Source organism: Brevundimonas sp. DW-iso22, from assembly GCF_058725425.1.
Map to the genome: position 1 here is coordinate 583,016 of NZ_JBZXEB010000002.1, position 23,364 is coordinate 606,379.

General features: G+C 66.5%; 25 protein-coding genes. 7 read left to right on the top strand and 18 right to left on the bottom strand.

From position 1 onward, the window contains the following. The 11 genes from AC4PRM_RS02835 to AC4PRM_RS02885 form a co-directional block, all read right to left on the bottom strand. Complete coding sequence (locus AC4PRM_RS02835; RefSeq protein WP_373256000.1) at positions 1-672, bottom strand: response regulator transcription factor; 672 nt, start codon at positions 670-672, stop codon at positions 1-3. Between the two features lie 88 nt (positions 673-760). Continuing rightward, entirely contained in the window at positions 761-2,323 is a 1,563-nt protein-coding gene (locus AC4PRM_RS02840) for a trypsin-like peptidase domain-containing protein (protein WP_492038709.1), read from the bottom strand. Positions 2,324-2,432: 109 nt separating this feature from the next. Then, positions 2,433-2,936 (bottom strand): cytochrome c-type biogenesis protein, encoded by a 504-nt coding sequence (locus AC4PRM_RS02845; RefSeq protein ID WP_492038710.1) that lies wholly within the window; start codon positions 2,934-2,936, stop codon positions 2,433-2,435. After that, on the bottom strand, positions 2,933-4,933 hold the full coding sequence (locus AC4PRM_RS02850) for a heme lyase CcmF/NrfE family subunit (RefSeq protein WP_492038711.1): 2,001 nt from the start codon (positions 4,931-4,933) through the stop codon (positions 2,933-2,935). Before AC4PRM_RS02850 ends, AC4PRM_RS02845 begins: the two co-directional genes overlap by 4 nt. Further along, positions 4,930-5,397: a cytochrome c maturation protein CcmE gene (gene ccmE, locus AC4PRM_RS02855; protein ID WP_492038712.1), complete on the bottom strand. Its 468-nt coding sequence runs from the start codon at positions 5,395-5,397 to the stop codon at positions 4,930-4,932. Before ccmE ends, AC4PRM_RS02850 begins: the two co-directional genes overlap by 4 nt. After that, the gene (gene ccmI / locus AC4PRM_RS02860; protein ID WP_492038713.1) at positions 5,394-6,200 is read right to left on the bottom strand and encodes a c-type cytochrome biogenesis protein CcmI; all 807 of its coding nucleotides are present in this window, start codon (positions 6,198-6,200) and stop codon (positions 5,394-5,396) included. Before ccmI ends, ccmE begins: the two co-directional genes overlap by 4 nt. 36 nt (positions 6,201-6,236) lie before the next feature. Then, on the bottom strand, positions 6,237-7,580 hold the full coding sequence (locus AC4PRM_RS02865) for a hypothetical protein (protein ID WP_492038714.1): 1,344 nt from the start codon (positions 7,578-7,580) through the stop codon (positions 6,237-6,239). Positions 7,581-7,660: 80 nt separating this feature from the next. After that, positions 7,661-9,016, bottom strand: coding sequence for a sensor histidine kinase (locus AC4PRM_RS02870; RefSeq protein ID WP_492038822.1), 1,356 nt, complete (start codon positions 9,014-9,016; stop codon positions 7,661-7,663). Between the two features lie 107 nt (positions 9,017-9,123). Further along, positions 9,124-9,804: a response regulator transcription factor gene (locus AC4PRM_RS02875; RefSeq protein ID WP_292173049.1), complete on the bottom strand. Its 681-nt coding sequence runs from the start codon at positions 9,802-9,804 to the stop codon at positions 9,124-9,126. After that, a complete protein-coding gene (locus AC4PRM_RS02880) occupies positions 9,805-10,116 on the bottom strand; it encodes a PepSY domain-containing protein (RefSeq protein ID WP_492038715.1) in 312 nt (103 codons plus the stop codon). A 182-nt stretch (positions 10,117-10,298) separates the two neighbouring features. Then, positions 10,299-11,600 (bottom strand): dicarboxylate/amino acid:cation symporter, encoded by a 1,302-nt coding sequence (locus tag AC4PRM_RS02885; RefSeq protein ID WP_492038716.1) that lies wholly within the window; start codon positions 11,598-11,600, stop codon positions 10,299-10,301. A gap of 109 nt (positions 11,601-11,709) precedes the next feature. Between AC4PRM_RS02885 and AC4PRM_RS02890 the strand changes: the two genes are divergently transcribed. The 5 genes from AC4PRM_RS02890 (at position 11,710) to AC4PRM_RS02910 (ending at position 14,594) form a co-directional block, all read left to right on the top strand. Continuing rightward, on the top strand, positions 11,710-11,967 hold the full coding sequence (locus AC4PRM_RS02890; protein WP_487922801.1) for a cysteine protease: 258 nt from the start codon (positions 11,710-11,712) through the stop codon (positions 11,965-11,967). Between the two features lie 86 nt (positions 11,968-12,053). Continuing rightward, positions 12,054-12,716 (top strand): glutathione S-transferase, encoded by a 663-nt coding sequence (locus AC4PRM_RS02895; RefSeq protein WP_492038717.1) that lies wholly within the window; start codon positions 12,054-12,056, stop codon positions 12,714-12,716. A 91-nt stretch (positions 12,717-12,807) separates the two neighbouring features. Then, positions 12,808-13,020, top strand: a complete 213-nt coding sequence (locus AC4PRM_RS02900; protein ID WP_373256016.1) for a hypothetical protein — start codon at positions 12,808-12,810, stop codon at positions 13,018-13,020. Positions 13,021-13,134: 114 nt separating this feature from the next. Then, entirely contained in the window at positions 13,135-13,608 is a 474-nt protein-coding gene (gene greA / locus AC4PRM_RS02905; RefSeq protein ID WP_492038718.1) for a transcription elongation factor GreA, read from the top strand. Positions 13,609-13,661: 53 nt separating this feature from the next. Continuing rightward, positions 13,662-14,594: a mitochondrial fission ELM1 family protein gene (locus AC4PRM_RS02910; protein ID WP_492038823.1), complete on the top strand. Its 933-nt coding sequence runs from the start codon at positions 13,662-13,664 to the stop codon at positions 14,592-14,594. Here the strand turns inward: AC4PRM_RS02910 and AC4PRM_RS02915 are convergent. After that, a complete protein-coding gene (locus AC4PRM_RS02915; protein ID WP_492038719.1) occupies positions 14,591-14,872 on the bottom strand; it encodes a glycine zipper domain-containing protein in 282 nt (93 codons plus the stop codon). The genes AC4PRM_RS02910 and AC4PRM_RS02915 overlap by 4 nt on opposite strands. Positions 14,873-14,949: 77 nt before the next feature. Between AC4PRM_RS02915 and trxB the strand changes: the two genes are divergently transcribed. After that, entirely contained in the window at positions 14,950-15,960 is a 1,011-nt protein-coding gene (gene trxB, locus AC4PRM_RS02920) for a thioredoxin-disulfide reductase (protein WP_373256020.1), read from the top strand. Positions 15,961-15,965: 5 nt separating this feature from the next. On the opposite strand, the gene AC4PRM_RS02925 is transcribed toward trxB, so the two are convergent. The 5 genes from AC4PRM_RS02925 to AC4PRM_RS02945 all read right to left on the bottom strand — a co-directional run bounded on the left by AC4PRM_RS02925 (position 15,966) and on the right by AC4PRM_RS02945 (position 20,349). Next, positions 15,966-16,427 carry a BLUF domain-containing protein gene (locus tag AC4PRM_RS02925; RefSeq protein WP_373256022.1) on the bottom strand — a complete coding sequence of 154 codons (462 nt, stop codon included), beginning with the start codon at positions 16,425-16,427 and terminating at the stop codon, positions 15,966-15,968. A 47-nt stretch (positions 16,428-16,474) separates the two neighbouring features. Further along, positions 16,475-16,930, bottom strand: coding sequence for a response regulator (locus tag AC4PRM_RS02930; RefSeq protein WP_373256779.1), 456 nt, complete (start codon positions 16,928-16,930; stop codon positions 16,475-16,477). Positions 16,931-16,974: 44 nt separating this feature from the next. Then, complete coding sequence (locus AC4PRM_RS02935; RefSeq protein ID WP_492038720.1) at positions 16,975-18,510, bottom strand: PAS domain-containing protein; 1,536 nt, start codon at positions 18,508-18,510, stop codon at positions 16,975-16,977. 96 nt (positions 18,511-18,606) lie between these two features. After that, positions 18,607-19,782, bottom strand: coding sequence for a cell wall hydrolase (locus tag AC4PRM_RS02940; protein ID WP_492038721.1), 1,176 nt, complete (start codon positions 19,780-19,782; stop codon positions 18,607-18,609). Positions 19,783-19,869: 87 nt separating this feature from the next. Then, positions 19,870-20,349 carry a Dps family protein gene (locus AC4PRM_RS02945; RefSeq protein ID WP_373256026.1) on the bottom strand — a complete coding sequence of 160 codons (480 nt, stop codon included), beginning with the start codon at positions 20,347-20,349 and terminating at the stop codon, positions 19,870-19,872. 134 nt (positions 20,350-20,483) lie between these two features. Between AC4PRM_RS02945 and AC4PRM_RS02950 the strand changes: the two genes are divergently transcribed. Beyond that, entirely contained in the window at positions 20,484-22,886 is a 2,403-nt protein-coding gene (locus AC4PRM_RS02950) for a hybrid sensor histidine kinase/response regulator (RefSeq protein ID WP_492038722.1), read from the top strand. A 6-nt stretch (positions 22,887-22,892) separates the two neighbouring features. Here the strand turns inward: AC4PRM_RS02950 and AC4PRM_RS02955 are convergent, their stop codons facing one another. After that, positions 22,893-23,252 carry a DUF6481 family protein gene (locus AC4PRM_RS02955; protein WP_373256028.1) on the bottom strand — a complete coding sequence of 120 codons (360 nt, stop codon included), beginning with the start codon at positions 23,250-23,252 and terminating at the stop codon, positions 22,893-22,895. Positions 23,253-23,364: the final 112 nt, after the last annotated feature.

Here is a 23,364-nt window from a genome sequence, read left to right on the forward strand (position 1 = left end):
CTAGGCCTCCAACCTATAACCCGCTCCACGCACGGTCTGCAGCATGGCGTGGTCGAAGCCCTTGTCGATCTTGGCGCGCAGGCGGCTGATGTGGACGTCGATGACATTGGTCTGGGGGTCAAAATGGTATTCCCAGACCTTCTCCAGCAGCATGGTGCGGGTCACCGACTGGCCGGCGTGGCGCATCAGGAACTCCAGCAGCTGGAACTCGCGCGGCTGCAGGTCGATCTCGCGGCCCGCGCGGTGCACGTCGCGGCTGATCAGGTTCATCTCCAGATCGCCGACCTTCAGCATGGTGGCGACGCTGCCGGTCTCGCGGCGGCGCGACAGGGCCTCGACCCGGGCGATCAGTTCGGAGAAGGCATAGGGTTTGACCAGATAGTCGTCGGCCCCGGCCTTCAGGCCCGCGACGCGGTCGTCGACCTCGCCCAGGGCCGACAGGAACAGGACCGGGGTCTGGTCGCCGTCCTTGCGCAGGGTCTCGACCATGCCGATCCCGTCCAGGCGCGGCATCATCCGGTCCACGACATAGACGTCATAGCCGCCCTTCTGCGCCTCCAGCAGTCCAAAGGCCCCGTCCACGGCATGGGTCGGCTCGTGCCCCGCCTCGGTCAGGCCCCGGACCATGGCGGTCGCGGCCTCGGCATCGTCCTCGACGACCAGAATGCGCATGTTCAGCCCTCCCAGATACAGATTCGCCGCCGATGTTAGCGCATCGGCGGCGAACCCGTGAGTTAAGGCTTGGACAGACTTCGGACGATCAGTCGTCCGCGAGCGGAAGGACGATCGGCACTCCGCCCTGTGGCGTCCGGATGAACAGCAGGACGCCCGGACGACCTGAGGCGCGTACGGCTTCAATAGCCGCTTCTGCCTCGGCGGGCGTATTGACCACCTTGTTGTCGACCCTTGTGATTACCAGTCCGGCCTGCAGGCGCTCGCTGGCTGCCGCCGATCCGCGGGCAACATCGGTGATGACGACGCCGGACACCGTGTCCGGAATCTCGTAGCGCTGACGCAAGGCGGGCGTGATGGCCGACAATGTCAGACCCTCGACGACCTGACCGGCAGCGGCGGGCGGCTGACCCGGAGTCGTTGCGCCCCCGGTTCCCGAGTTTAGTGCCGCCAGTTCGGCAGGCGTCGGGCGCGTGCCCGAGCGGACGTTCAGCGTCTGACGGCGACCGTCGCGGATGATCTCCAGGCGGATGTTGTCGCCGGGACGGGCGCGCGCGACTTCGCGGGTCGCCTCGGTGCTGCCGTCCACGACCTTGCCGTTGACGCTGACCATATAGTCGCCCTGGCGAAGGCCGGCCTCGGCGGCCGGCGCACCGGGTGTCACCTCGGCGACATAGGCTCCCTTGAAATCGTCAGGCAGCCCAAGCGCGCGCCATTCGGCCCGACCCAGGGTCTGAAGTGTCGCGCCCAGATAGCCACGCGCGATCGTCTCGCCGCGCATCAGCCGGTCCGTCGTGGGCTTGGCGACCGCGGCGGGAATGGCAAAGCCGATGCCGACCGAGCCCCCGTTCATGCCGGGCGAAATGATCGCCGAGTTCACGCCGATCACGCGACCATAGATGTCGAAGGTCGGGCCGCCGGAGTTGCCGGTGTTGATGGCCGCGTCGATCTGGATGTAGTCGGTATAGGGCGTCCGGCTGTCCAGGCTGCCGCGACCCAGGGCCGAGACGATGCCGGCCGTGGCCGTGCCACCCAGGCCGAAGGGATTGCCGACGGCGACGACCCAGTCACCCACGCGCGGCTGAGCCGACTCCTCGAAGCTGACGAACGGATAGTCGGAGCCATCGACCTTGATGACGGCCAGATCGGTTTCCTCGTCGCGGCCGACGACCGTTGCCTTGATCTCGCGACCGTCGGCCAGCTTGACCGTGATCTCCGTCGCATCTTCGACCACGTGGTTGTTGGTGACGATGAAGCCGTCAGCGGAGATGAAGAAGCCGGAGCCGGCCCCGCGACCGCGCACGCCGCCGTCCTCGTCCTGCTGGCCCTGATTTGGATTGGGGATGGCGAAGGGCAGGCCCGGAATCTGGATCAGGCTGTCCTGAGGACCAGCCTCGCGCCGCGTCTCGACCTCGATCTGGACGACCGCTGGCGAGACTTGGGCAAAGATGTCGGCGAAGCTGAGGGGAGCCCCCTGCGGCGGGGCGAAGGCGACGCCATTGGCCCCGGCACTGGCATTGACCCGGCCCGAGACGCCCGCGACGGGCCCGGCCTCAGCGGTCGGCCAGTCGATCACCCCGCCCGCCGTGGCGGCGGCGGCAAAGAAGAGACCCGCGACGGCCCCCAGCATGAACTCCTTACGCTTCATCATCGACAGCCTTGTCTTCCCTTGGCGAACGCGGATGCGCCCGCTCAGTCATCAGTCAGAAGCGACAGCCTAACGCACTGTCCCCGTGGGGCAATCCTGCCGCCGCGAAACGCTAGTCGTTGGACGGCTTTGCGTCAGGATCGCGGCGAACCGCCTCCTGCTTCAAAATAACGCTGAGACGGGAGTCCTCTTCCGGTGTCAGGGGCGCGACCTCGACCGGACGTCGGCGACCGCGCCACAGGATCAGCGCACCGGCCGCCAGCATCAGGATCAGCGGCCCGAACCACAGCAGCCAGGTCCCGCCCCGCACCGGCGGCTTGAACAGGACGAAGTCGCCATAGCGCCGGACCAGGTCCTGACGGATCTGCTGGTCGCTGGCTCCATCGGCGATCTGGTCCCGCACCAGGCCGCGCATGTCGCCTGCAATCCCTGCCGGACTGTCGGCAATGGCCTCATGCTGACAGACCACGCAGCGGATATCGTCGAACAGGGCCTGGGCGCGGGCTTCCTGGGCGGCATCGGGCAAGGGCCGATCGGGCGCGGCGGGCGGCTCCTGGGCCAAGGCGGGCGTAGTCAATGCGAAGCACGTCGCGGCGATGAGCAAAATCCGCTTCACGCCTTCACCGCCTTAGCCGAAGTCCGTCGCCTGCCCACCCCGACCCTCAGCCGCCGGTCGAACAGCGACAGCGCCCCGCCCAGGGCCATGATCGTCGGCCCCAGGAAGATCAGCCGCGCCCACGGATTCCACCAGACCCGCACATTCCAGGCGGCCGCGCCATCGGACGCCCGCGCCCGCTCGCCCAGCACCACATAAACGTCGTCCAGACCCCGGAAATCCAGCCCCACCTCGGTCGTCGTCTGCCCTCCCGCCGGGAAGAAGCGCCGTTCGGCGGTCACGGTCGAGGGCGAGCGGCCGTCAGCACGGTCGACCGTCAGACGCCCCTGCTCCGCCAGATAGTTGGGACCCTCGACCACCTGCACCGCATCCAGACGCACGATCCAGGGTCCGGCCTCGATCGACTGGCCGATAGCCAGCGGGCGCGCAGCCTCCAGCCGATATCCCGTCTCGACCACCGCCCCCAGGACGAAGACGCCCAGACCCGCATGCGCCAGGGTCATGCCCCAGGCCCCCAGCGGCAGGCCCCGGGCCCGCCGCCAGGTCTCGGCCACCGGCACCCGGAAGAGCCGCACCCGCTCGGCCCATTCCGCCAGACTGCCCAGGATCAGCCAGCCACCCAGGCCGATGCCCAGCGCCGACAGCGCCTTCTTCGGCTCGAACGCCATCCAGCCCAACAGCGCGACCAGAAGCGCCAGCCCCGCCGCCACGATCAGACGCTGGCTCACGCCTCTCAGATCGCCCCGCTTCCACGCCAGTAGGGGCCCGGCGGGCAGGATCAGGAAGGCCACGGCCATCAAGGGCGTGAAGGTCAGGGCGAAATAGGGCGGGCCGACCGAGATGGTCGCGCCGGACGTCGCCTCAAGGAGCAGGGGATACAGGGTGCCCAGCAGCACTGTCGCCGCCGCCGCCGTCAGGAACAGGTTGTTCAGGACCAGAGCGCCTTCACGACTGACTGGCGCGAACAGGCCGCCACCCTTCAGCTTGGGCGCGCGCCAGGCGAACAGAGCGAATGCCAGCCCCGCCGTGACGCCCAGAATGGCGAGCAGCATCAGGCCGCGCTGAGGGTCCACCGCAAACGCATGCACGCTGGTCAGGACGCCCGACCGCACCAGGAACGCCCCCAGCATGGAGAAGGTGAAGGCCAGCAGGGCTAGGAAGGTCGTCCATCCGGCCAGCGCGCCTCGGCGCTCGGTCACCACGGCGCTGTGCAGCAAGGCCGCAGCGACCAGCCACGGCATGAAGCTGGCATTCTCGACCGGGTCCCAGAACCACCAGCCGCCCCAGCCCAGTTCATAATAGGCCCAAAAGCTGCCCAGCCCGATGCCGACGGTTAGGAAGGCCCAGCTGGCCAGGGCCCAGGGCCGCACCCACCGCCCCCATGCAGGCCAGAAGCTGGAGTTGGGCCGGCCCTCGATCAGGGCCGCCACCGCCAGCGAGAAACAGACCGACAGCCCGACATAGCCCGCATAGAGCAGCGGCGGATGGAAGGCCAAGGCCGGGTCCTGCAACAGCGGGTTCAGCGATGCCCCCTGGAAGGGGGCCGGGTTCAGCCGCGCGAACGGGTTGGAGGTAAACACCGCAAAGGCGATGAACATCACCCCCAGAGCGCCTTGCGTGGCGACGGCGCAGGCCTTCAGCCCGAACGGCAGGCCGCGCGCCCGCGCCAGCACCGCCCCGAACCCGGTCAGGACCAGGCACCACAGCACCAGCGAGCCTTCGTGGCTGCCCCAGGCCCCGGCCACCTTGTAGAGCATTGGCTTGTCGGTGTGGCTGTTGGCCGCGACATTGGAGACCGAGAAGTCCGAGATCACGAAGGCGAAGATCAGGACGGCGAAGGCCAGAGCCACCGTCAGCGCACTCGCCAGAGCCGCACCCTCGGCCGCACCCGCCAGCACCGGACTGCGCCGCAGCCGCCCGGCTACGGCGAAACCCGTCTGCAGCACTGACAGCACGAGCGCCAGGATGAGGGCGAAGGCCCCAAGCTCTATAATCACGGCTGGCTCGCCTCAGCCGGACGCCATTCGCCGGTTTCCTTCAGCCGGTCGGAGACCTCGCGCGGCATGTAGTTCTCGTCGTGCTTGGCCAGCACCTGGGTGGCGCGGAAGGTGCGGTCGGGCAGGAAGGCTCCCTGCGCCACGATCCCCTGCCCTTCGCGGAACAGGTCGGGCAGGTCGCCGCGATAGACGACGCGCGTCCTGGCGACGTTGTCGGTGACGGCAAAGGCGACCTCACCTGGGCCGGGGTTGGACACGCTGCCCGCCTCGACCAGGCCGCCCAACCGAACCACGCGACCCGCCGGAGCCTTTTCTACCGTGGCTTCCGAAGGCGAGAAGAAGAAGGTGACGCTGTCACGCATGGCATACAGCGACAGGCCGACGGCCAGGGCCAGGATCGGCGCGACGGCCGCCACGACCCACAGCCTGCGCCGCGCCTTGGGCGATTTCGGCAGCCAGCTCATCGGGCGGCTCCCTCGACGGGCAGGCGAAGCTCCAGATCGGCCCGGCGCGGATCGGCGGGATCGAGCGCCGCGATCAGCGGCACCCACATCTGGCGAACCACTGTCGTCTCGCCCCGCGTCAGCGCCGCTTCGCCCAGGAAGTAGCGAGCCCCCAGCTGATCGGCGTCGCGGTTCAGGGATTCCCTGAACGCCGCCTCGGCATCCGCGCCCACGATGCCGCCATTGGCCCGCACCAGGCTTTCGCCCAGCCGCGCCCAGGCCTGCGGATCCTCCGCATCCAGCTCCAGTGCACGGCGGAAGGCCGAGGCCGCCGCCAGCGGATCATTGGCTTCGAACCGCGCGGCTCCCAGCATCAGCAGTGCCTGGCGATCGTCCGGTCGGTCGCGCACGACGCGGGCCACGACGGCCGCGATCTGAGGGGCTTCCAGCGTCTCGGGCGAGGTGGCCCAGTCGTCGACACGGCTCTCGAAGCCTTGATCGGGCAGACCCGGGGTGGCGATCAGGAAATACAGCCCCAGCGTCGCCGCCACCGCCAGACCGATCCCGCCCAGCACCCAGGTCCGGTCCTGTCGTCCCGCCATCACGGGTGCCGCCTGACGTTCCGCCGACAGGATGCGCCGTCCGGCCTCGGCCCGCGCGGCGGTCCAACCCGCCTCGTCCAGCAGCCCGCGATCCTTCAGCCGATCCAGTTCGGACAGTTCGACGGCGGCCGCCACCGTCTCGGCCTCGCCCGCCGCATCGGCCCCGCGCCGCGCCGCACTGAGCACCAGCAGGCCGGCCAGGGCCGCAACCAGGGCTGTCATGATCCAGAAAACCGTCATTGTGCGCCGTTTAGCCGATCAGGCGGCGTCGGACGAGGCCTTGTCGGCAGGTGCGACGCCGTCGGCCACCGCGACCCGCCGTCGCACGGACCGGGCCGCATCCCTGGCCTCGATCAGAGCCAGCCAGGTCGCGGCCCGCTTGATCTGTTTCAGGGCCCCTGGCTTGTCCGCGACGTCGCCATTGTTGACGAGCGTCAGGGCCTCGTCGGCATAGTCGCTCAAGCGAATGGTGAGCGCCTCCACCAGTCTCTGGCGCTCGGCCGCGCAACCGAACACCGGGGCGGTCTTTCGCAAACCGGCAACGAACTTCAACAGAGGCCCTGCCGCATCGGGTCCCGGCGTCGTCTCGGCATCCAGCCGCGGCGTGCGCCGGGTCATCCGCCCGGCCAGCGGCGTGCGTGTCATCGGCAGGCCAGCCTCGACCGCCGAGCCACTGGCCGCGATCAGATTGGACAGCGTGCCTCCCACCGATTGGCGGGTCTTGCGCATGACCTGGCCCCATGCGCTGTGAGGTTCGGGATCCAGGACCACGTCCATCTCGGCCAGGACGGTGGCGCACCAGTCCAGATCGTCCATGACGGCCTCCAGGCCGGCCATGTTTCGACCTGGTCGGAAGGTATTGATCCGGCCGGCCCGCATCTGCATCGCGGCCACAAGGCGGTCGACGAAAACACCGAACTCCGAGCCGCTCATCAGCGAGACCGAGGCTGCCGCTCCCGACAAGTGCGGCAGCAGACGCAGGACAAGCACCGCATCGTCCATGTGGGCGAACAGGATGTCGAGAAGGGCGCGCGGCCCTTCGGGACTGATCGCCTCCGCATCGCGCAGTACCAGACGCAGGGCCGCAAGTTGCTCCTCGTCGGGGCGTTTCAGCCAACCCTCCAGACCCGCCGCCGCCCGCCGCGCCACGGCCAGCAGGTCCAGACACAGGATCAAGTTTTCCAACGCCTCCAAATAGGCGTCCGGCCAGATGTCGTCGGGCCTGTCCCGCACCGCGTTCGCTGCCGCGATTCCCAACCGCTCGGCCACCAACGCCGCCTCGGCCTCACCTCCGTCCAGGCGGGTCAGCAGTTCGGGCTCCGCCGTCCGCGCTGCAGCCCAAAGCCGATCCAGTACAACGGGTGGAAACGTCAGCGCCTGCACGTCGTCTCGCCGGGCACGAAACATGGGCAACAGAGGCCCCAGTACCCTGAGCTTGCGCTTTCGCTCGCGCAGTTCGACGCCGATCATCACCTGCAGGGCCTCCGCAGTTTCGCCCGGCATGGCTCGAACAGCCGTGGCGACCTTGCCCAGGCGAACGTCATTCAGCCCCGACATCAGGGCACGCAAGCCTTCGCGCTGGGCGTTCGTCAGCCCGGACATACTGTAATCCCGAGAGCCAGGGTCGATGCGACCTTGGCCGTTCTGATCATGCCGGAGTTAAAATTCGCTGTCGAAACGCATCAAAGCTCGGCGCTGGGCAGCTCCAGCAGCACCTTCAGCCCACCCATGTCGCTGTCGCCCAGGGTGATCCGCCCACCGTAGGCCCGGGTCAGCTCGACCACGATCGACAGACCCAGGCCCGATCCCGGCGTCGTCTCGTCCAAGCGCGCCCCGCGCTCCAGGGCCGCCTCGCGCTGATCGGCGGGCAGGCCAGGGCCGTCGTCTTCGACGACCACCACCATCTGGCCGAGACCGGTCGGGCCGGCGGAGATGCGTACCCGGCGCTTCGACCATTTCGAGGCATTCTCCATCAGATTGCCCAGGATTTCCTGCAAGTCCTGCCGCTCTCCGCGGAAGGCCAGGTCGTCCGGTGCCCGCCAGTCAATCTCGACGCCCTTCTCTTCGAACACCCGCTCCAGCATCACCGCCATCTCGTCCAGCACGTCGCCGATGGGGGTGCGTTCGCCCAGGCTCTGGGCCCGGGCGGCGGCGCGGGCGCGGCGCAGGTGATGCTCGACCTGGGCCTTCATGATCTCGGACTGTTTGCGCACCAGATCGGGCAGTTGGCCCGACTGATTTCCCGCCTCGGCCAGCATGACCGACAGAGGCGTCTTCAGCGCATGGGCCAGGTTGCCGACGTGGGTGCGCTGGCGCTCCACCGTCTCCTGATTGGCATCCAGCAGGCGATTGACCTGCTCAGCCAGCGGCTGGATCTCGATCGGATAGTGCTGAACCACCCGGGCCGCCCGGCCCTTGCGGACATCGGCGATCTCATTGCGCAGCCCGAACAGGGGGCGCAGGCCGATCTGAACCTGAATGAACACGGCCGCGACCAGACCCAGGCCCAGGATCAGCAGGGCGATCCAGGTGACGCGCGCAAACTGGCGCGTATCGGCATCCACATCGGAGCGATCGATGGCAGCGATGAAGATGACCGGCGGCGTCCGTCCCGGCAGTTGCTTCATGCTGGCGGCGACCCGAAGGGGCTCGTCCTTGGGGCCGATGTCATTATAGCTGATGACCTGCCCCTTGGCCTCGGCGAGACGCGCGGGCAGTTCGGCCGGCACGGTCAGCTCCCCGCCCGGCAGAGAGGCCGAGCGCGACAGGAAATGCACCGCCCCACTCGGTCGGACCTCGGCCACGACCCAGTATTTTCCGGACAGCAGTCGCTGGGTGCGGGCGTCACCGATGGGGCGGGTCACGACACTGAACTCGGTGGCATTGGTGGCCACCACCGTCTCGTCGATGGTGTCCAGCAAGGTGGTGCCCAGCCGCCGCAGGGCCGATTCCTGGAACTGGGACGTCAGGACATAACCGGTCAGCACCAGGGCCACGACGATCCAGGCCGAAGCCAGCCAGATCAGCCGCCGCGTCAGCGACCTCCCGGGCCGACCGAAATATCGTCCCCAGGACCGCGGCTCGGCAGCGGGCTCGGACGCCTGGTCAGCCCCCGCCAGATCCCCCCCCTGATCGCCGGCTGGGCTCACGCCGCTTCGGACTCACCCGCCAGCGGCGTCAGCCGATAGCCCAGACCGCGCACCGTCTCGATCCGGTCGGAGCCGATCTTCTTGCGCAGGCGACCGACGAAGACTTCGATGGTATTGGAATCGCGGTCGAAATCCTGGTCGTACAGATGCTCGACCAGTTCGGTCCGGCTGATGACCCGGCCCTGATGCATCATCATGTAATGCAGCAGGCGGTACTCCAGCGACGTCAGACGCAGGGGCTCGCCATTGACCGTGGCACGGGCCGCGCGCGGATCCAGGCGCAGGCCACCGCACGACAGCGTCGCCGAGGCGATCCCGGCCGAGCGGCGCAGCAGGGCGCGCAGGCGGGCCAGTAGCTCCTCCGTATGGAACGGCTTGGTCAGATAGTCGTCGGCCCCGGCGTCGAAGCCCGACACCTTGTCCGACCAGGCCCCGCGCGCCGTCAGGATCAGCACCGGCGTCGTCTTGCCGTCGCGGCGCCAGCGTTCCAGCACGGACACGCCATCGATCTTGGGCAGGCCCAGGTCCAGTACCACCACGTCATAGGGTTCGGTGTCGCCCAGGAAATGCGCCTCTTCGCCATCGGCGGCGTGGTCGACGGCATAGCCGGCATCGCCCAGGGCGGTCTTCAACTGACGCGACAGATCGACGTCGTCTTCTACCAGCAGAACACGCATTCAGCCTCCTCCCGCGCGGCCCGTGCGGGCGTCGACGGTAATATCGAAAATTCGGCCCTCGGGGCTCTCGAAGCGAAACACATAGGTGCCGCCTCCGGATGCCATGGTGCCGACGAAACGTGCGCCGCGCGCACGGCCCCGGGCAATGGACAGAGCCTCACCCGCACTGATGGACGGCCGCTCCCGCTGCGGCTCACGCGATTGCTCGCGCTCAGGGCCTCGCCCACGCGCCCCGCGATCCTGCGCAGCCGCCTCTGACAGAGGGGCCCAGGCCATCAGGGCGGCAGCAGCAATGACTAAAATCCGTGACATGACGGTGTGATTAGGCCCCAGGCTCTGAACGATGGCTGAACGAACAGTCTAGACAGATTTCACCGTTCGCGCCGCCCTTTTGCGATGGACAGTTCAGGGATGCAGCCTGGCATTCTCCCTGGCCGAATGCAGACGCACGGATGACCGGCAGTCTGTTTGTCGGCTTCATCATTCTGAGCGTCCTAAATCCCCGCCGCCGCCTCCGGGTCGGCGACGGCGTCGCGGCCCTCCACGATGCGGGCGGCGGTCAGGTCGGCGGTGACGTTGCCGACGGTGCGGAAGATGTCGGGGATGACCTCGACCGCTAGCAGCAGGGGCAGAAGTTCCAGCGGCACGCCCATGGCCAGCGCGATCGGGGCGACGCTGGCGAAGAACGAAATCTGGCCCGGCAGGCCGACGGTGCCGACGCTGATGGCCATGGCAGTCAGGCCGCCTGCGACCATGACCGGCAGGGTGATCTCGACCCCGAACAGGTGGGCGCAATAGATGACGACGGCCAGGTTGGCGACCGGCGAAGTGATGCGGAACACCGCCACGGCCAGCGGCAGAACCAGTCCGGCTGTGGCCGCCGAGACACCGAGGCGACCGACCGCCCGCTCGACCATGATCGGCAGGCTGGCCAGCGACGACTGGGTCGAGAAGGCCACGACCTGTGCCGGGGCGATGCCCTGCGCGAACCGGCCCAGGCCGATCCGGCCCCAGAGCGTGGCCACTGCATAGAGGATCAGGATCAGGCCGATGATGGCCAGGCTGACGATGGCGATATAGTGGGCCAGCACCCCCGCCGCCCCGATACCGGCCCGCAGGCCCACGCCGATGGCCAGGGCGAAGACCCCGACCGGCGCGGCCCACAGCACCCATTGCACGATCACGATCATGGCCTGGGCCACGGCCTCGAAGAAGATGGCCACGGGCTGGCGCAACCGGCCCGGCAGGCGGGTGGTGGCGAACCCAAACGCAATGGCGAAGACCACGATGGCCAGGATGGCGTCGTCCGCCGCAGCCTTGATCGGGTTGGACGGGGCCAGGCCTGCGACAAAGGCCCCGAAGCCGCCGGACTTGGCGCCCTCGGCGACGGCTGCGGCCTGATCCGGGGAGACGCCGGCCAGCAGGGCCTGGGCCTCAGCGATATTGATCGGCCAGATGGCGTGCAGCCCCATGGAGGCGGCGAAGGCATAGACGGTGGCGAAGACAAGAAGCACGGCAAAGACGATCAGCGCCTTGATCGCCAGCCGTCCGGTCGAGGTCGCATCCGCGATAGAGGCGATGCCGGTGACCAGAAGGGCAAAGACCAGCGGGATGATCGTCATCCTCAGGGCGTTCAGCCAAAGCTGGCCCAGGGCGTCGATGGCCGCCACGCTGGCCGTGCCGCCGGGGATGCCCCAGGCCTGCGCCGCCGCCCCTGCGGCCAGGCCGGCGATCAGGGCGACCAGCACCCTGAGCGAGAGGGACGACATGACGGCAGCGGTGCGGGATTGGGCCATGCGGTGACGCTAGCGTGTGAATCGGCCTCTGCGAAGCGATGTCGCAGGGGAGCGCCGCAATGAACGGCCAAGGCTGTGGCGCGTTAGGTCGCCGAAGGAGACTTGATCCATGCCTATTCCGAAGATTTCGCCCAGCCTGGTGACCCTGGTCGGCGGCCTGCTGTTCAGCAAGGGCGGTCGGCGCGTGGCCGGACGGCATGCGGGCAAGCTGGCCCTGGCGACGCTGGCATTCCAGCTGTGGGAGGCGCGCCGGGATCGCCGCACAGCAAACCCGTCGCAGACGCAATCCCAGCGCCCCGGCACCAAGGCCCCCGGAGCCAAATCCAAAGCGCATCCGCGTCAGCGCTGGAGCGGCCGCCGCGCCTGATCGCAACGTGTCGCGAAAGGGCTGGACGGACGCAGCGTCAACATGCGTGAGTGGCCGCCCAGCCTGAAGGCTTTCGGAGCGTCCTCATGATCACCGTCCACCACCTCGCCGATTCCCGCTCGCAGCGCGTGCTGTGGTTGCTGGAAGAGATGGGACGGCCCTATGAGGTCAAACGCTATGAACGCAATCCCGCGACCATGCTGGCACCGCCCGAGCTGAAGGCCATCCACCCCTTGGGCAAGTCGCCGGTCGTCGATGACGGGGTGGTCCGCGTGGCCGAAACGGGGGCAATAGTTGAATACCTGCTGGAGGGTCCGGACGGCGCCGCCCTGCGTCCGGCCGTCGGCACCGAGGCCGGGCGGCGCTATACCTACTGGCTGCACTATGCCGAGGGCTCGGCCATGACGCCCCTGTTGTTGAAACTGATCTTCGGCCAGCTTCCCGAACGCTCGCCCGGCCTCGTGCGGCCGCTGGTCAAGGCGATCAGCGGCAAGGCCCAGGACAGTTTCATCGATCCACAGATCGCGTCCCACACGGCCTATTGGGAGGCCGAACTGGGCAAGTCGGAATGGTTCGCGGGCGACGATTTCAGCGCGGCCGACATCATGATGAGCTTCCCCATCGAGGCGGGTGCCAGCCGGGCACCCTACGCCGACAAACCGCGTCTGACAGCGTTCCTGAAGAAGATCCACGCCCGCCCCGCCTATCAGCGGGCGCTGGAGCGGGGTGGGCCCTACAGCTACGCCTGACGGGAGCGCCCGAAGCGGCAAACAGGACACAGTCACAGGCTGTTGAGCTGGACGGCAGCAACCGCGGGATCGATCGCACGTTAACGGCTTCATGCGCCTGAAAACCATTCAAATCGTCGCCGCCCTGGCCGCCGCCCTGTCCTTCGTGCTCGCCTTCATTGCGGCCGGCATCTTCATCGTGTCCGTGGCTTTCATGGCCATCGGCATGGCTATCCTCGGCTGGCTGGCCTGGAGCCTGATGAAACACATCCGGGCTCTGTCCCGTCGCCGCGTTGCCGGAACACGGGTCGCCAATCGGCCATAGGGTCTTGAACGTTTTGACGGGGTGCCCTACGCTCTTTGGCCGGTCGCAAGCGCCCTGCGACCACAAGTGCCGGTCAATTTGTCAGTCGGGCGATAGCTAAGAAACTCACGACATATGGAAAAAGTGCCGATGACGGCCGAGGGCTACCGTGTCCTCGACGATCAGCTGAAGCAATTGAAGTCCGTGGAGCGGCCGAGCGTAATCTCGGCCATCTCGGAAGCGCGCGAGCATGGCGATCTCTCGGAGAACGCCGAATATCACGCCGCCAAGGAGCGACAGGGCTGGATCGAAGGCCAGATTGCCGACATCGAGGACAAGATCAGCCGCGCCCAGGTGATCGATGTGTCCAAACTGAGCGGAAACCAGGTCAAGTTCGGCGCCACGGTCACCGTGGTGGACGAAGACACCGAGGACGAAGGCCGCTACCAGATCGTCGGCGAGCATGAAGCCGACGTGAAGCAGGGCAAGATCTCTGTCGCCTCGCCGATCGCCCGCGCCATGATCTCCAAGGAGGTCGGCGACGTGGTCGAGGTGAACACTCCCGGCGGCGTCAAGGCCTACGAAATCCTCAAGGTCGAGTGGAAGTAGCGACCGACAGGTCGCCGCTTTCGCTCTGGGTCGTCTCGGACGGCCGGGCCGGTATGGAAAATCAGGCGCTGGGGTTGGCGGAAGCCCTCCAGCGCTTTTTGCCGTCGGTCATCACCGTGAAGCGGGTGCGCTGGCGTAAGGGCTTCGACAAACTGCCGTCAGCGCTTAAGGCTAGGTGGATGCTGGATGCGGCGTCCGATGATCCCATTCCGCACGCCAGTGAGCCGTGGCCGGACGTCTGGATCGCGACGGGGCGGGCCACCCTGCCGCTGTCAATCGAGGCCAAACGGCGCTCGGGCGGGAAGACCTTCGTGGTCCAGACGCAGGATCCGCGTTGGCGGACGGGGGACTATGATCTGGTCGTCGCGCCCCGGCATGACGCGATCGAGGGTCCCAACATCCTGTCCATCACAGGATCGCCGCATCGCATTTCGCCGGCCCGTCTGGCCGAGGGCGCGGCGGCGTTCTCAGATGCGCTGGAGCTCCTGCCCCACCCCCGTGTCGCGGTCCTGATCGGTGGCAAGTCCCGTGCTCACGACCTGGCTGATGCTCACGCCGCCGATCTGGCCGACCGCATCGCCGATGTGATCGAGGCGGCAGGCGGGTCGTTGATGCTGACCTATTCCCGGCGCACGCCAGAGGCGGCCAAGACGACGATGACGGCCCGGCTGGGGCATCTGCCCGGCCTGATCTGGAACGGTGAGGGACCGAACCCCTATTTCGCCTTCCTGCATTTCGCCGACCACGTCCTCGTCACCGAGGACAGCGCCAACATGGCCGCCGAGGCCGCCTCGACCGGCACACCGGTCCACATCCTGCCGATGGTGGCGACCAAGCCGGCCGACAAGTTCGCGCGGCTGCATCAGGATTTGCGTGACCGGGGTGCAGCCCGGCCTTTCGACGGGCGACTGGAAAACTGGAGCTATGAGCCGCTGAACGAAACGGAACGGGCAGCGCGGATCATCGCAGAGCGATTGGAGGCCTAATCGCCGCCACCGCCGCCGCCGTCTCCACCGCCATCGGAGCCGTCGTTGGTATCTACCGTCTTGTCGCGGCCCCCGCCGTCACTGAATCCAGAACCGTCGCCGCCCTTGTCAGCCTTGTGCGCCTTGGCCCTCCGCTGATCGAAGGCGACGCCTATGCCGACGCCGATAGCGATACCCAGCGAGAGCCACAGGGCCACATTGTCCAGAGCCACGCCAAGGGCCGTCCCGATACAGACGCCCAGCGCGACGCCGATCCCGATCGAACTGCGACCTTCCATGTGAATACCCTGCCCTGCCTGTGAAGAACCGTCAGCCTAGCATCGCACAAAGCGGAATCACCGCCTAAATAGGTGTCATGAGCACCCCCCGTACCCTCCGCGTCGCCATCATCGGTTCCGGCCCCGCCGGCTGGACCGCCGCCATCTATGCCGCGCGCGCCCTGTTGCAGCCCGTGGTGATCGCGGGGCTCCAGCCCGGCGGTCAGCTGACCATCACCACCGATGTCGAGAACTATCCCGGCTTCGCCGACGTCATTCAGGGTCCCTGGCTGATGGAGCAGATGCGGGCCCAGGCCGAACATGTCGGCACAGAGATCATCGAGGACATCGTGGTCAAGGCCGACCTGAGCCAGCGCCCATTCCGCCTGACGCTCGACAGCGGAACGGAGCTGCTGGCCGAGACGGTGATCATCTCCACCGGAGCCCAGGCGAAATGGCTGGGGCTGGAGAGCGAGGCGAAATACCAGGGCTTTGGCGTTTCCGCCTGCGCCACCTGCGACGGCTTCTTCTACCGCGGCAAGGACGTGATCGTGGTCGGCGGCGGCAATACGGCGGTGGAAGAGGCGCTGTTCCTGACCAATTTTGCGTCCAAGGTCACCGTCGTGCACCGCCGCGACGAGTTCCGGGCCGAGAAGATCCTTCAGGAACGCCTGCTGTCCAATCCCAAGGTCGAGGTCATCTGGGACAGCGCCATCGACGAAATCCTGGGTGAGACCAACGACTTCGGCGGGGTCAATGTCACGGGTGCCCGCATCAAGAACGTTAAGACCGGCCAGACGCACGGACTGACCGCCGACGGCGTCTTCATCGCCATCGGCCATGCGCCGTCGTCAGAGCTCTTCGCAGGCCAGTTGGAGACCAAGCAGGGCGGCTATCTGGTGGTGAAGCCCGGCACGGCCGCCACAGCCATTGAGGGCGTCTGGGCTGCGGGCGACGTGACCGACGATATCTATCGCCAGGCGGTCACCGCAGCCGGCATGGGCTGTATGGCGGCGTTGGAGGCGGTACGGTTCCTGGCGGAAGAGGATCACGCCAAGGCCAACAATCCGATCAGCCACAAGGAAGCGGAAAAGATCGGCGTCTGGTAAGTAAATCAGGCGGACGGTGACTGGTCCGACTTGGTCTCGCGCGCTTCCGGTGTTGGGTCGTAACCGTATTCGGTAAGGGCGCTGGCCTGCCGATGGACCGCTTCCGCCAGCAGATCGACATAGGCGTCGAGATCCGTAGGCGTCTGGGGCAGCAGTGCGTTCAGGCGGTCGATCTGGGCGCGGGCTAGCCGCGGACTGACCATATCCCAGCCCCGAAAATCGCGGTGAACAATCGGGCGACGCGCCAGAATTCTGAGATCTCGGTGGCGATGATCCACGACCAACCGGGCGAGCAGGTCTTCCAGCTGATCGGGATGCCCTTCCAGAACCTGAATGAACTGGCCACCCGTAAAGGTCAGCACGCCCGTGATGTCATCACGCGCATTATTGCGACGAGCCTCGGCCAGAATGTCAGCGGCGCGTAGAGGGTTGGTGACAGCGCGCGTATCCGTGCTGACATAGATCAACTGTTCAAGCTCACCGTGGCTTGTTCTCAGCGAGGTGACCACTCGCGTCAGGCGAAGAGCTGCAGGCCCGGCGGGGCGTATTCGATGGGCCGACCCTGGCGACGGCGCAGAGCATATTCTACGGCTGTTTCGACCGCACGTTCATCGGTAGGTTTGGTCAGAACCCCAAGCGTTCCAATCACACCGCCACGCACCATGCCGGGATTGGCCGTCATGAACAGGACGGTGACGCCCTTTTCCTGGCCCAACTCGCGGCCCAGTTCCACACCGGTAGGACCGTCGGAGAGGTGAATGTCCACCAAGGCCAGATCTATGTCTTCCTCACGCACGATCTCACGCGCCGTGCGCGCTTCCGCAGCGGTGCCGACGACCTGATAGCCCAGGTCCTCGAGGACGAAGCGAAGTTCCATCGCAACGATGGCCTCGTCTTCGATGATGAGGATACGCGCAGACATAGTCGTTACCTTAGTGCTCCGAAGCTGAATGAACCGTGTGTCGGCTATCCATCACAACGCGGACGATGATGCGCGGTTTCCAGAAACCGGCGTCATGCGGCATTTTGTGCCGCACGGCGGCGGGACAAGGCTGTTGCAGGCAGGCTGGCCACCACCTTGAGACCCTCGCTGTGCCATTCGCGCACCAGTGTGCCGCCCAACTGGCCTTCTACGGACAAGGAAGCCAGCGAAGACCCGAAGCCTTGGCGCTTCGGCTCTCCTTCCACGGGCGGCCCATCTTGCTCGACCCACTCCAGGATGAAGCGGTCGCCATCCTGCCGTGTCGTCAGGGTGACCAGACCGTCCTGTGCGGACAATGCGCCGTATTTGTAGGCATTGGTCGCCAGTTCATGAAACAGCAGGGCGACCGAGGTCGCGGCCTGGTCGTCAAAGACGGCATTATCGCCCGCCACGATCACACGGGGCGTGCCGTCCAGTCGCGCATAGGGACTGAACAGGGCGTTCAGAAAGGCATGCAGCGTCGTGTCGCCCACCGAAGGCGCGGAGGCGTCGCTGTGCGGGCGCACGAACTCATGCGCCTGGGCCAGGGCATTGATGCGGGTGCGTACGGCAGCAGCAAAGCCCTTGGCCTCCGGATACTGCCGGGCCGACAGGGCGATCAGGGCCGAGACCACGGCGAAGATATTCTTGATCCGGTGGCTGAGTTCCTGGCTGACCAGTTCCTTGGTCTGCTCGGCCCGCTTGAGATCGTCGATGTCAGTGCAGGTACCGAACCAGCGGGTGATGCGGCCTTCGTTATCGCGGATCGGGTTCGCCCGTCCCAAGGTCCAGCGATAGACACCGTCGTGGCGACGCAGGCGGTATTCGATCTCATAGGGCTCGCCAGTTTGCAGCGAATAGGTCCAGCGCTGGCGGGCCCGTTCCTGATCGTCGGCATGGAACATGCCGTTCCAGCCCTCACCGTCCGTCGATCCGGCCGGGACGCCCGTAAACTCATACCAGCGAGCATTATAGTAGTCGTGGAAACCGTCCGGCAGAGTGGACCATACCATCTGGGGCATGGAGTCGGCGATGGCCTGAAATCGTGCCTCGCTGTCGGCCAGTTGCACGCCTGTCGCCTGGCCCGTGATCAGGGCCTTGCGCAGCTCCAGCTGAGTCAGGACCTGTTTCGCCAGAACATTCAGGGCGTGGGCCTGGAGGTCCGTCAGACCCTGGGGGCGCGGATGGCTGTCGATGACACACAGCGACCCCAAAGGCTGCCCATCGCTGCTGACCAGGGGGGCACCAGCATAGAAGCGGATATGCGGTTCGCCCGTCACCAGCGCATTGTCAGCAAAGCGGGGATCGAGGGTCGCATCGGGCACGACCATGATGTCGTCGCCGTGCATCGCATGATCGCAGAACGAGACATCGCGTGGCGTAGAACAGGCGTCCAGCCCGACGCGAGCCTTGAACCACTGCTCGTGCTCGCCCACCAGGCTGATCAGAGCCGTAGGCGCTTCACACAACTGCGCCGCCAATCCGACGATGTCATCGAAGGCCGCCTCCGGTGCCGTGTACAGGACGCCATAGGCCTTCAGGGCAGACAGGCGCGCCGTCTCATCGGTTTCAATCGAGGTCGAGGACACACAGGAGCCTGGCTGCGGCGATTTATCGCCAAGGGATTTGTTGGGAAATGCACATGAAACGGAGCCGTTGCAAAGCGGAGCCGTAATAATGACGGTTCAGCGCACGGGGCGTCCGACTTCCTCGACCGGCATGACCGTGACGCCCGCCGGTGCAGGAGCCGTGGCCGCGGGCTCTGCGGGCCGCTCATAGTCCGCCAAGCGCTTGTTGATGGCGGCGATCTCTTCCGGTGTCGGCTGGCGACGTCCGCCCAGGGACACGACGCCGACCACACGCGTCTGGCCATTGATCTCGACCGTGCGCGGGCCGGTCGTCTCTCCGTTGGCGGCCGCCTCGGCCAGGGCGGCCTCGTCCGTAGCGACGAGCTGGAGTCGAGGCCGCGACAGTCGGGCCTCGTCGATCACAGGTTCCCGACCCGAATAGGCCTGACGAAAAGCCGATGTCTCTCCGCTCATGCCCTTCCAGCGATAGAAGATGTGCGCCCCGATCTGCGTCAGCTTGTTCAGGGTCGTGGCCCACCAAGGGTGAACGTAATCAGCATGATAGTGGGTCGCGGTGCCGACCTTGGTCGCCACATGGCCGGACAGCATGCGTTCGGCCACGGTCTGTGACCGCTTCCACGCCCATCCGACCGGGGCCTGGGCCAAGGCCCCCATGCAGGTAAAGCTGAACTGACAGCCGGTGGTACGATCGGCCCCCTCGAACACCACGCCGCAGATGCTGTTGGGATAGTTCAGATCGCGGACGCGGTTCAGGATCACCTGGGCCACCGCCTCCTGGCCCTCCGTCGGCTCCAGGGCGGCTTCGTAATAGATGCCTTGGGTCAGGCAGCGCAGAGCCCGCTGGCGGTCGGCCGCACTGGCCGGGCGGAAGACGAAGGGCCGGGCCGGACGCAGCAGGCCGCTGGCGGGCGTGGCCGCATTGATCCGCTGCGCCTCCAGACCCGACTGGCCGAAATCCAGTGTCGGCTTGCCGCCCAGCGACAGGGTCTCCCAGCCGGGCGTCAGGTCATAGAAGGCGGCGCGGCGCAGGTTCGGGTCATGGCGAATGGCCAGCGCCAGTTGGGATGTGTCCATCCTGGCGCGGATGGCGGCCAGCCCTTCGGGCCCCAGATCCCCCTGCGCGAGCCGGCGCACGGCCTCGGTCCGGGCGTCGCTTTTCAGGGGCTGGGCCGAACCGGCAGCCAGAGTCGCGCCGAGGATGGCCGCCCCGAGGACGGCCACCACTCCATGCGGCCGCGCCGCACGCTTCATCGCTGTCCAGACCTTGTTCAAACCGAACTCCAAGCCCGCCCGGGTGCAGGCCGCTGCGTTTCATGATCGAAAAGCGCGGCGGTTTTCAGGCCGGGAACCGCGGTTCGGTTACCGTCCGCCCAGGGTCGAGCGCAGCATCCAGGCAAACTTCTCGTGTGCGGCGAGGCGCTGGGTCATCAGATCGGCCGAGGCTTCGTCACCGGCGTCCGAAGCGATATCCACAGCCTTGCGGGTCGTGGCGATCAGGGTCTCGTGGTCCTGCATCAGTTCCTTGAGCATGTCGGTGGCCTCCTTTTCAGGATCGCCGTCCTTGATCGAGGTCAGATTGCCGAAGGCCGAATAGCTCTGCGGGGCCAACACACCCAGGGCACGGATGCGCTCGGCGATGTCGTCCAGCGCGTTCCACATGTCGGTGTACTGCTGCTCCAGCAGATTGTGGAAGCTGAAAAACTCGGGGCCACGGACGTTCCAGTGATAGCCGTGCGTCTTCAGATAGACGGCAAAGCTGTCGGCCAGCACCTTGGTCAGTTCCTCGGCCACATCGCCGCGTTCGGCCTTGGTCAATCCGGTATGAATGGTGGCGGTCATGGTCGATCCTTCGATGAATATGTAGCTTGGCAGTTGGGGATTGGGCATACGGTCCGCAACCGCCGCGCTTGCAGGAACGCGATCCGGTCCAATACGTTGCGACGCTGTCTCTCCAGGAGGCATCCAGGGGGATAATGGCCAACAGCAAGCCTTTCGGTCGCGCATTCGATATCGACGCCGGCGTGACCCGCCTGGCGCGACTGCCTGCGCTGGCCTGGTGGCAATGCGCACTCATCGGCTTGGTCTGCGCGGCAGTGATGCTGGCGGTCAGACAGACGCTGTCGATGATCTATGGCGACATTCCCGGTTTCATGATCCTGCTTCCCGGCGTGATCGTGGCCAGCCTGGCGGCGGGTCGAATAGCTGGACTGACAGCCGTCTTTGCCAGTTTGGTCGGTGGCTGGCTGATGCTGGACGTCGCCCTGTTCGGTCAGGCCGTTGTGGACCAGTTGGCTCGTGTAACCACGATCAACTTCATCATCGTCGGCCTGTTCGCCGCTATCGTCGCGGCCGCCCTGCGCAAGATCGTCAAACGGCTGGACGCGTCGGTCGTCGAATTGAAAGCCAGCGAGAACAGGGCCACGGAGACGGAAACCCAACTCCACGCAATGGTCGATCAGGCCGCAGCGGGGATCGCCCGGGTCGGACTGGACGGCCGGGTCGTGTCCGGAAATGCCCGGTTTGCCCAGATCATCGGTCGGACGCCGGAAACCCTGGTTGGCGTCAAAACCAGCGACGTAACCCACCCCGAAGACATCGCGCCGACGCAGGATGCCCTTCAGGCGGCACTGGCGGGCGGCGAAGGCCATGTCGAGAAACGCTATATCCGGCCTGACGGCACGGTTGTTTGGGCCGTGACAAGCCTGAGAGCGCTGGAGGCGGCGTCAGGTGAAGTGATCGGCTTCGTAGCCGTGCTGGTCGATATCACCGCTGCCAAATGCGCCGAGGCGGCCCTGCGCGAAAGCGAAAGCCGGTTCCGCGATATCGCCGATACCGCTCCCGTCCTGATCTGGGTGACCCAGCAGGATCGGACACGCGCCTTCGTCAACCAGGCCTATGTCGCCTATCACGGTGGCAGCTATGAGGACGCGCGAACCGGCGACTGGCGCGACATGATCCATCCGGAGGATCAGGAACTGATCCTGCAGCAGTCGATCGAGGGCGAAGCGACGGGACGCCCGTTCGCCATGGAGGCCCGATATCGCCGGGCGGACGGCGTCTATCGCTGGCTGCGATCCTTTTCGCGACCGCGCCTGAGCTCGGGCGGCGAGGTCATCGGCTTCGTCGGTGTGGCCTTCGACATCACGGAGGCGCGCCGGGCCGAAGACGATCTGAAGCGGATCAACGAACTGCTGGAAGACCGGGTCAATCAGGCGCTGGCAGAAAAGGCGCGGGCCGAGGCCGACCTGATGCATGCCCAGCGCATGGAGGCGATTGGTCGGCTGACCGGCGGGGTGGCGCACGATTTCAACAATCTGCTGACCGTCGTCATCGGGGCGCTGGATATCATCCTGAGGTCGCCCAATGACGCAGCCAAGCGCCAGAAGCTGGGCGAGGCCGCCCTGGCTGCCGCCCGCCGGGGCGAGGGCCTGACGCACCAACTACTGGCCTTCTCGCGCCGCCAGACCCTGCGGCCCCAGCCCGTAGATCTGAACGCCCATATTCAGGAAGGCGAGCCTTTGTTGAAGCGCGCCGTGGGCGAGGCGGTCGAACTGAGGCTGCGGCTGCGCCGTGGCGGGGCGCCTGTGAACGTCGATGTCGCCCAGTTCGAGGCGGCCCTGCTCAATCTGGTGGTCAATGCACGCCACGCCGTGAAGGACGGTGGCCGCATCGGCATCCAAACCCAGAGCTGCGAGGTCCATACCGGCGATGTCGTCGACTTGCCGGCGGGTCAGTATGTCTGCGTGACCGTGTCGGACAATGGCTCGGGCATGGATGCCGAAGTCATGGCACGGGTGTTCGAGCCCTTCTTCACCACCAAGTCTGTTGGCAAAGGCACCGGTCTGGGCCTCAGCCAGGTCTACGGTTTCGCTCGCCAGAGCGGCGGTGCAGCAAGAGTAAGATCCAGGCCCGGGCGGGGGACCCAGATCAAGCTGTATCTGCCGCCGCTTCCTGACGGTGTGACGGTACCGGAGCCAGAAGTCGCAGCGCGCCCTGCCAGCGTGTCCAATCGCCGCCTGCTGCTCGTCGAGGATGATGTCAGCGTCGCGGCCGTGGCGCTGGAGCTGTTGCAAGAAACCGGATTTGAAGTCAGGACAGCTGAAACCGCGCCCAGGGCCCTGGAACTGCTGGCGGGCGAGACGTTCGATGTCATGCTGAGTGATATCGTCATGCCCGGCGGCATGACCGGTATAGAGCTGGCGCAAAAGGTGGCGCACGATTACCCGGCCATGCGGGTCGTACTGACGTCCGGCTATGCGGGCGATGATGTGGATGCGGCACTGAAGGACGCGCCTTGGCCGTTCCTGCGAAAACCCTATTCGGGCGAGGAACTGGCCCGGATCCTGGGTGGGTCCGACGACACCACCCAGTCCTAGTAAACCCTAGCGACGCGCCTTGCGGGCAGCGTAGCGGGCATCGCGAGCAGCCTTTTGCTCTTCCTTGGTGAGTTGCTTGCGCTCCTTGCGTGCAGCGCGCTTCTCGGCATCGACGGCTTCCTGGGCCTCCAGTTCGGCAGCCATGCGGGCAGCCTCCTTGTCGGCCTTGATGCGGCGGGCCTCGGCCTTTTCGAGTTCGTGCTGCTGGCGAATGGCCTCTTTTTCGGCCTCGCGTTTGGCTTGCAGCTTGTCGAACTCGGGGTCCGGCACCGCAGGCTTGGGCTTGAAGCGGGCCAGCAGCGCCTTCTTGGCCTCCTGTTGAGCCGTGATGCGGTCGTTGAAGCCGGTTTGTTTCAAATCTCTCATGCGTGGAGTCGTCGATATCCCTGATCGTATCCGGATGCGCGTTGCGCAACAGGCGAGCGGCGCTCAGCCCAGCGGGTGGCCTAAAGACCATATGACCGCAAAAATCAAGGTC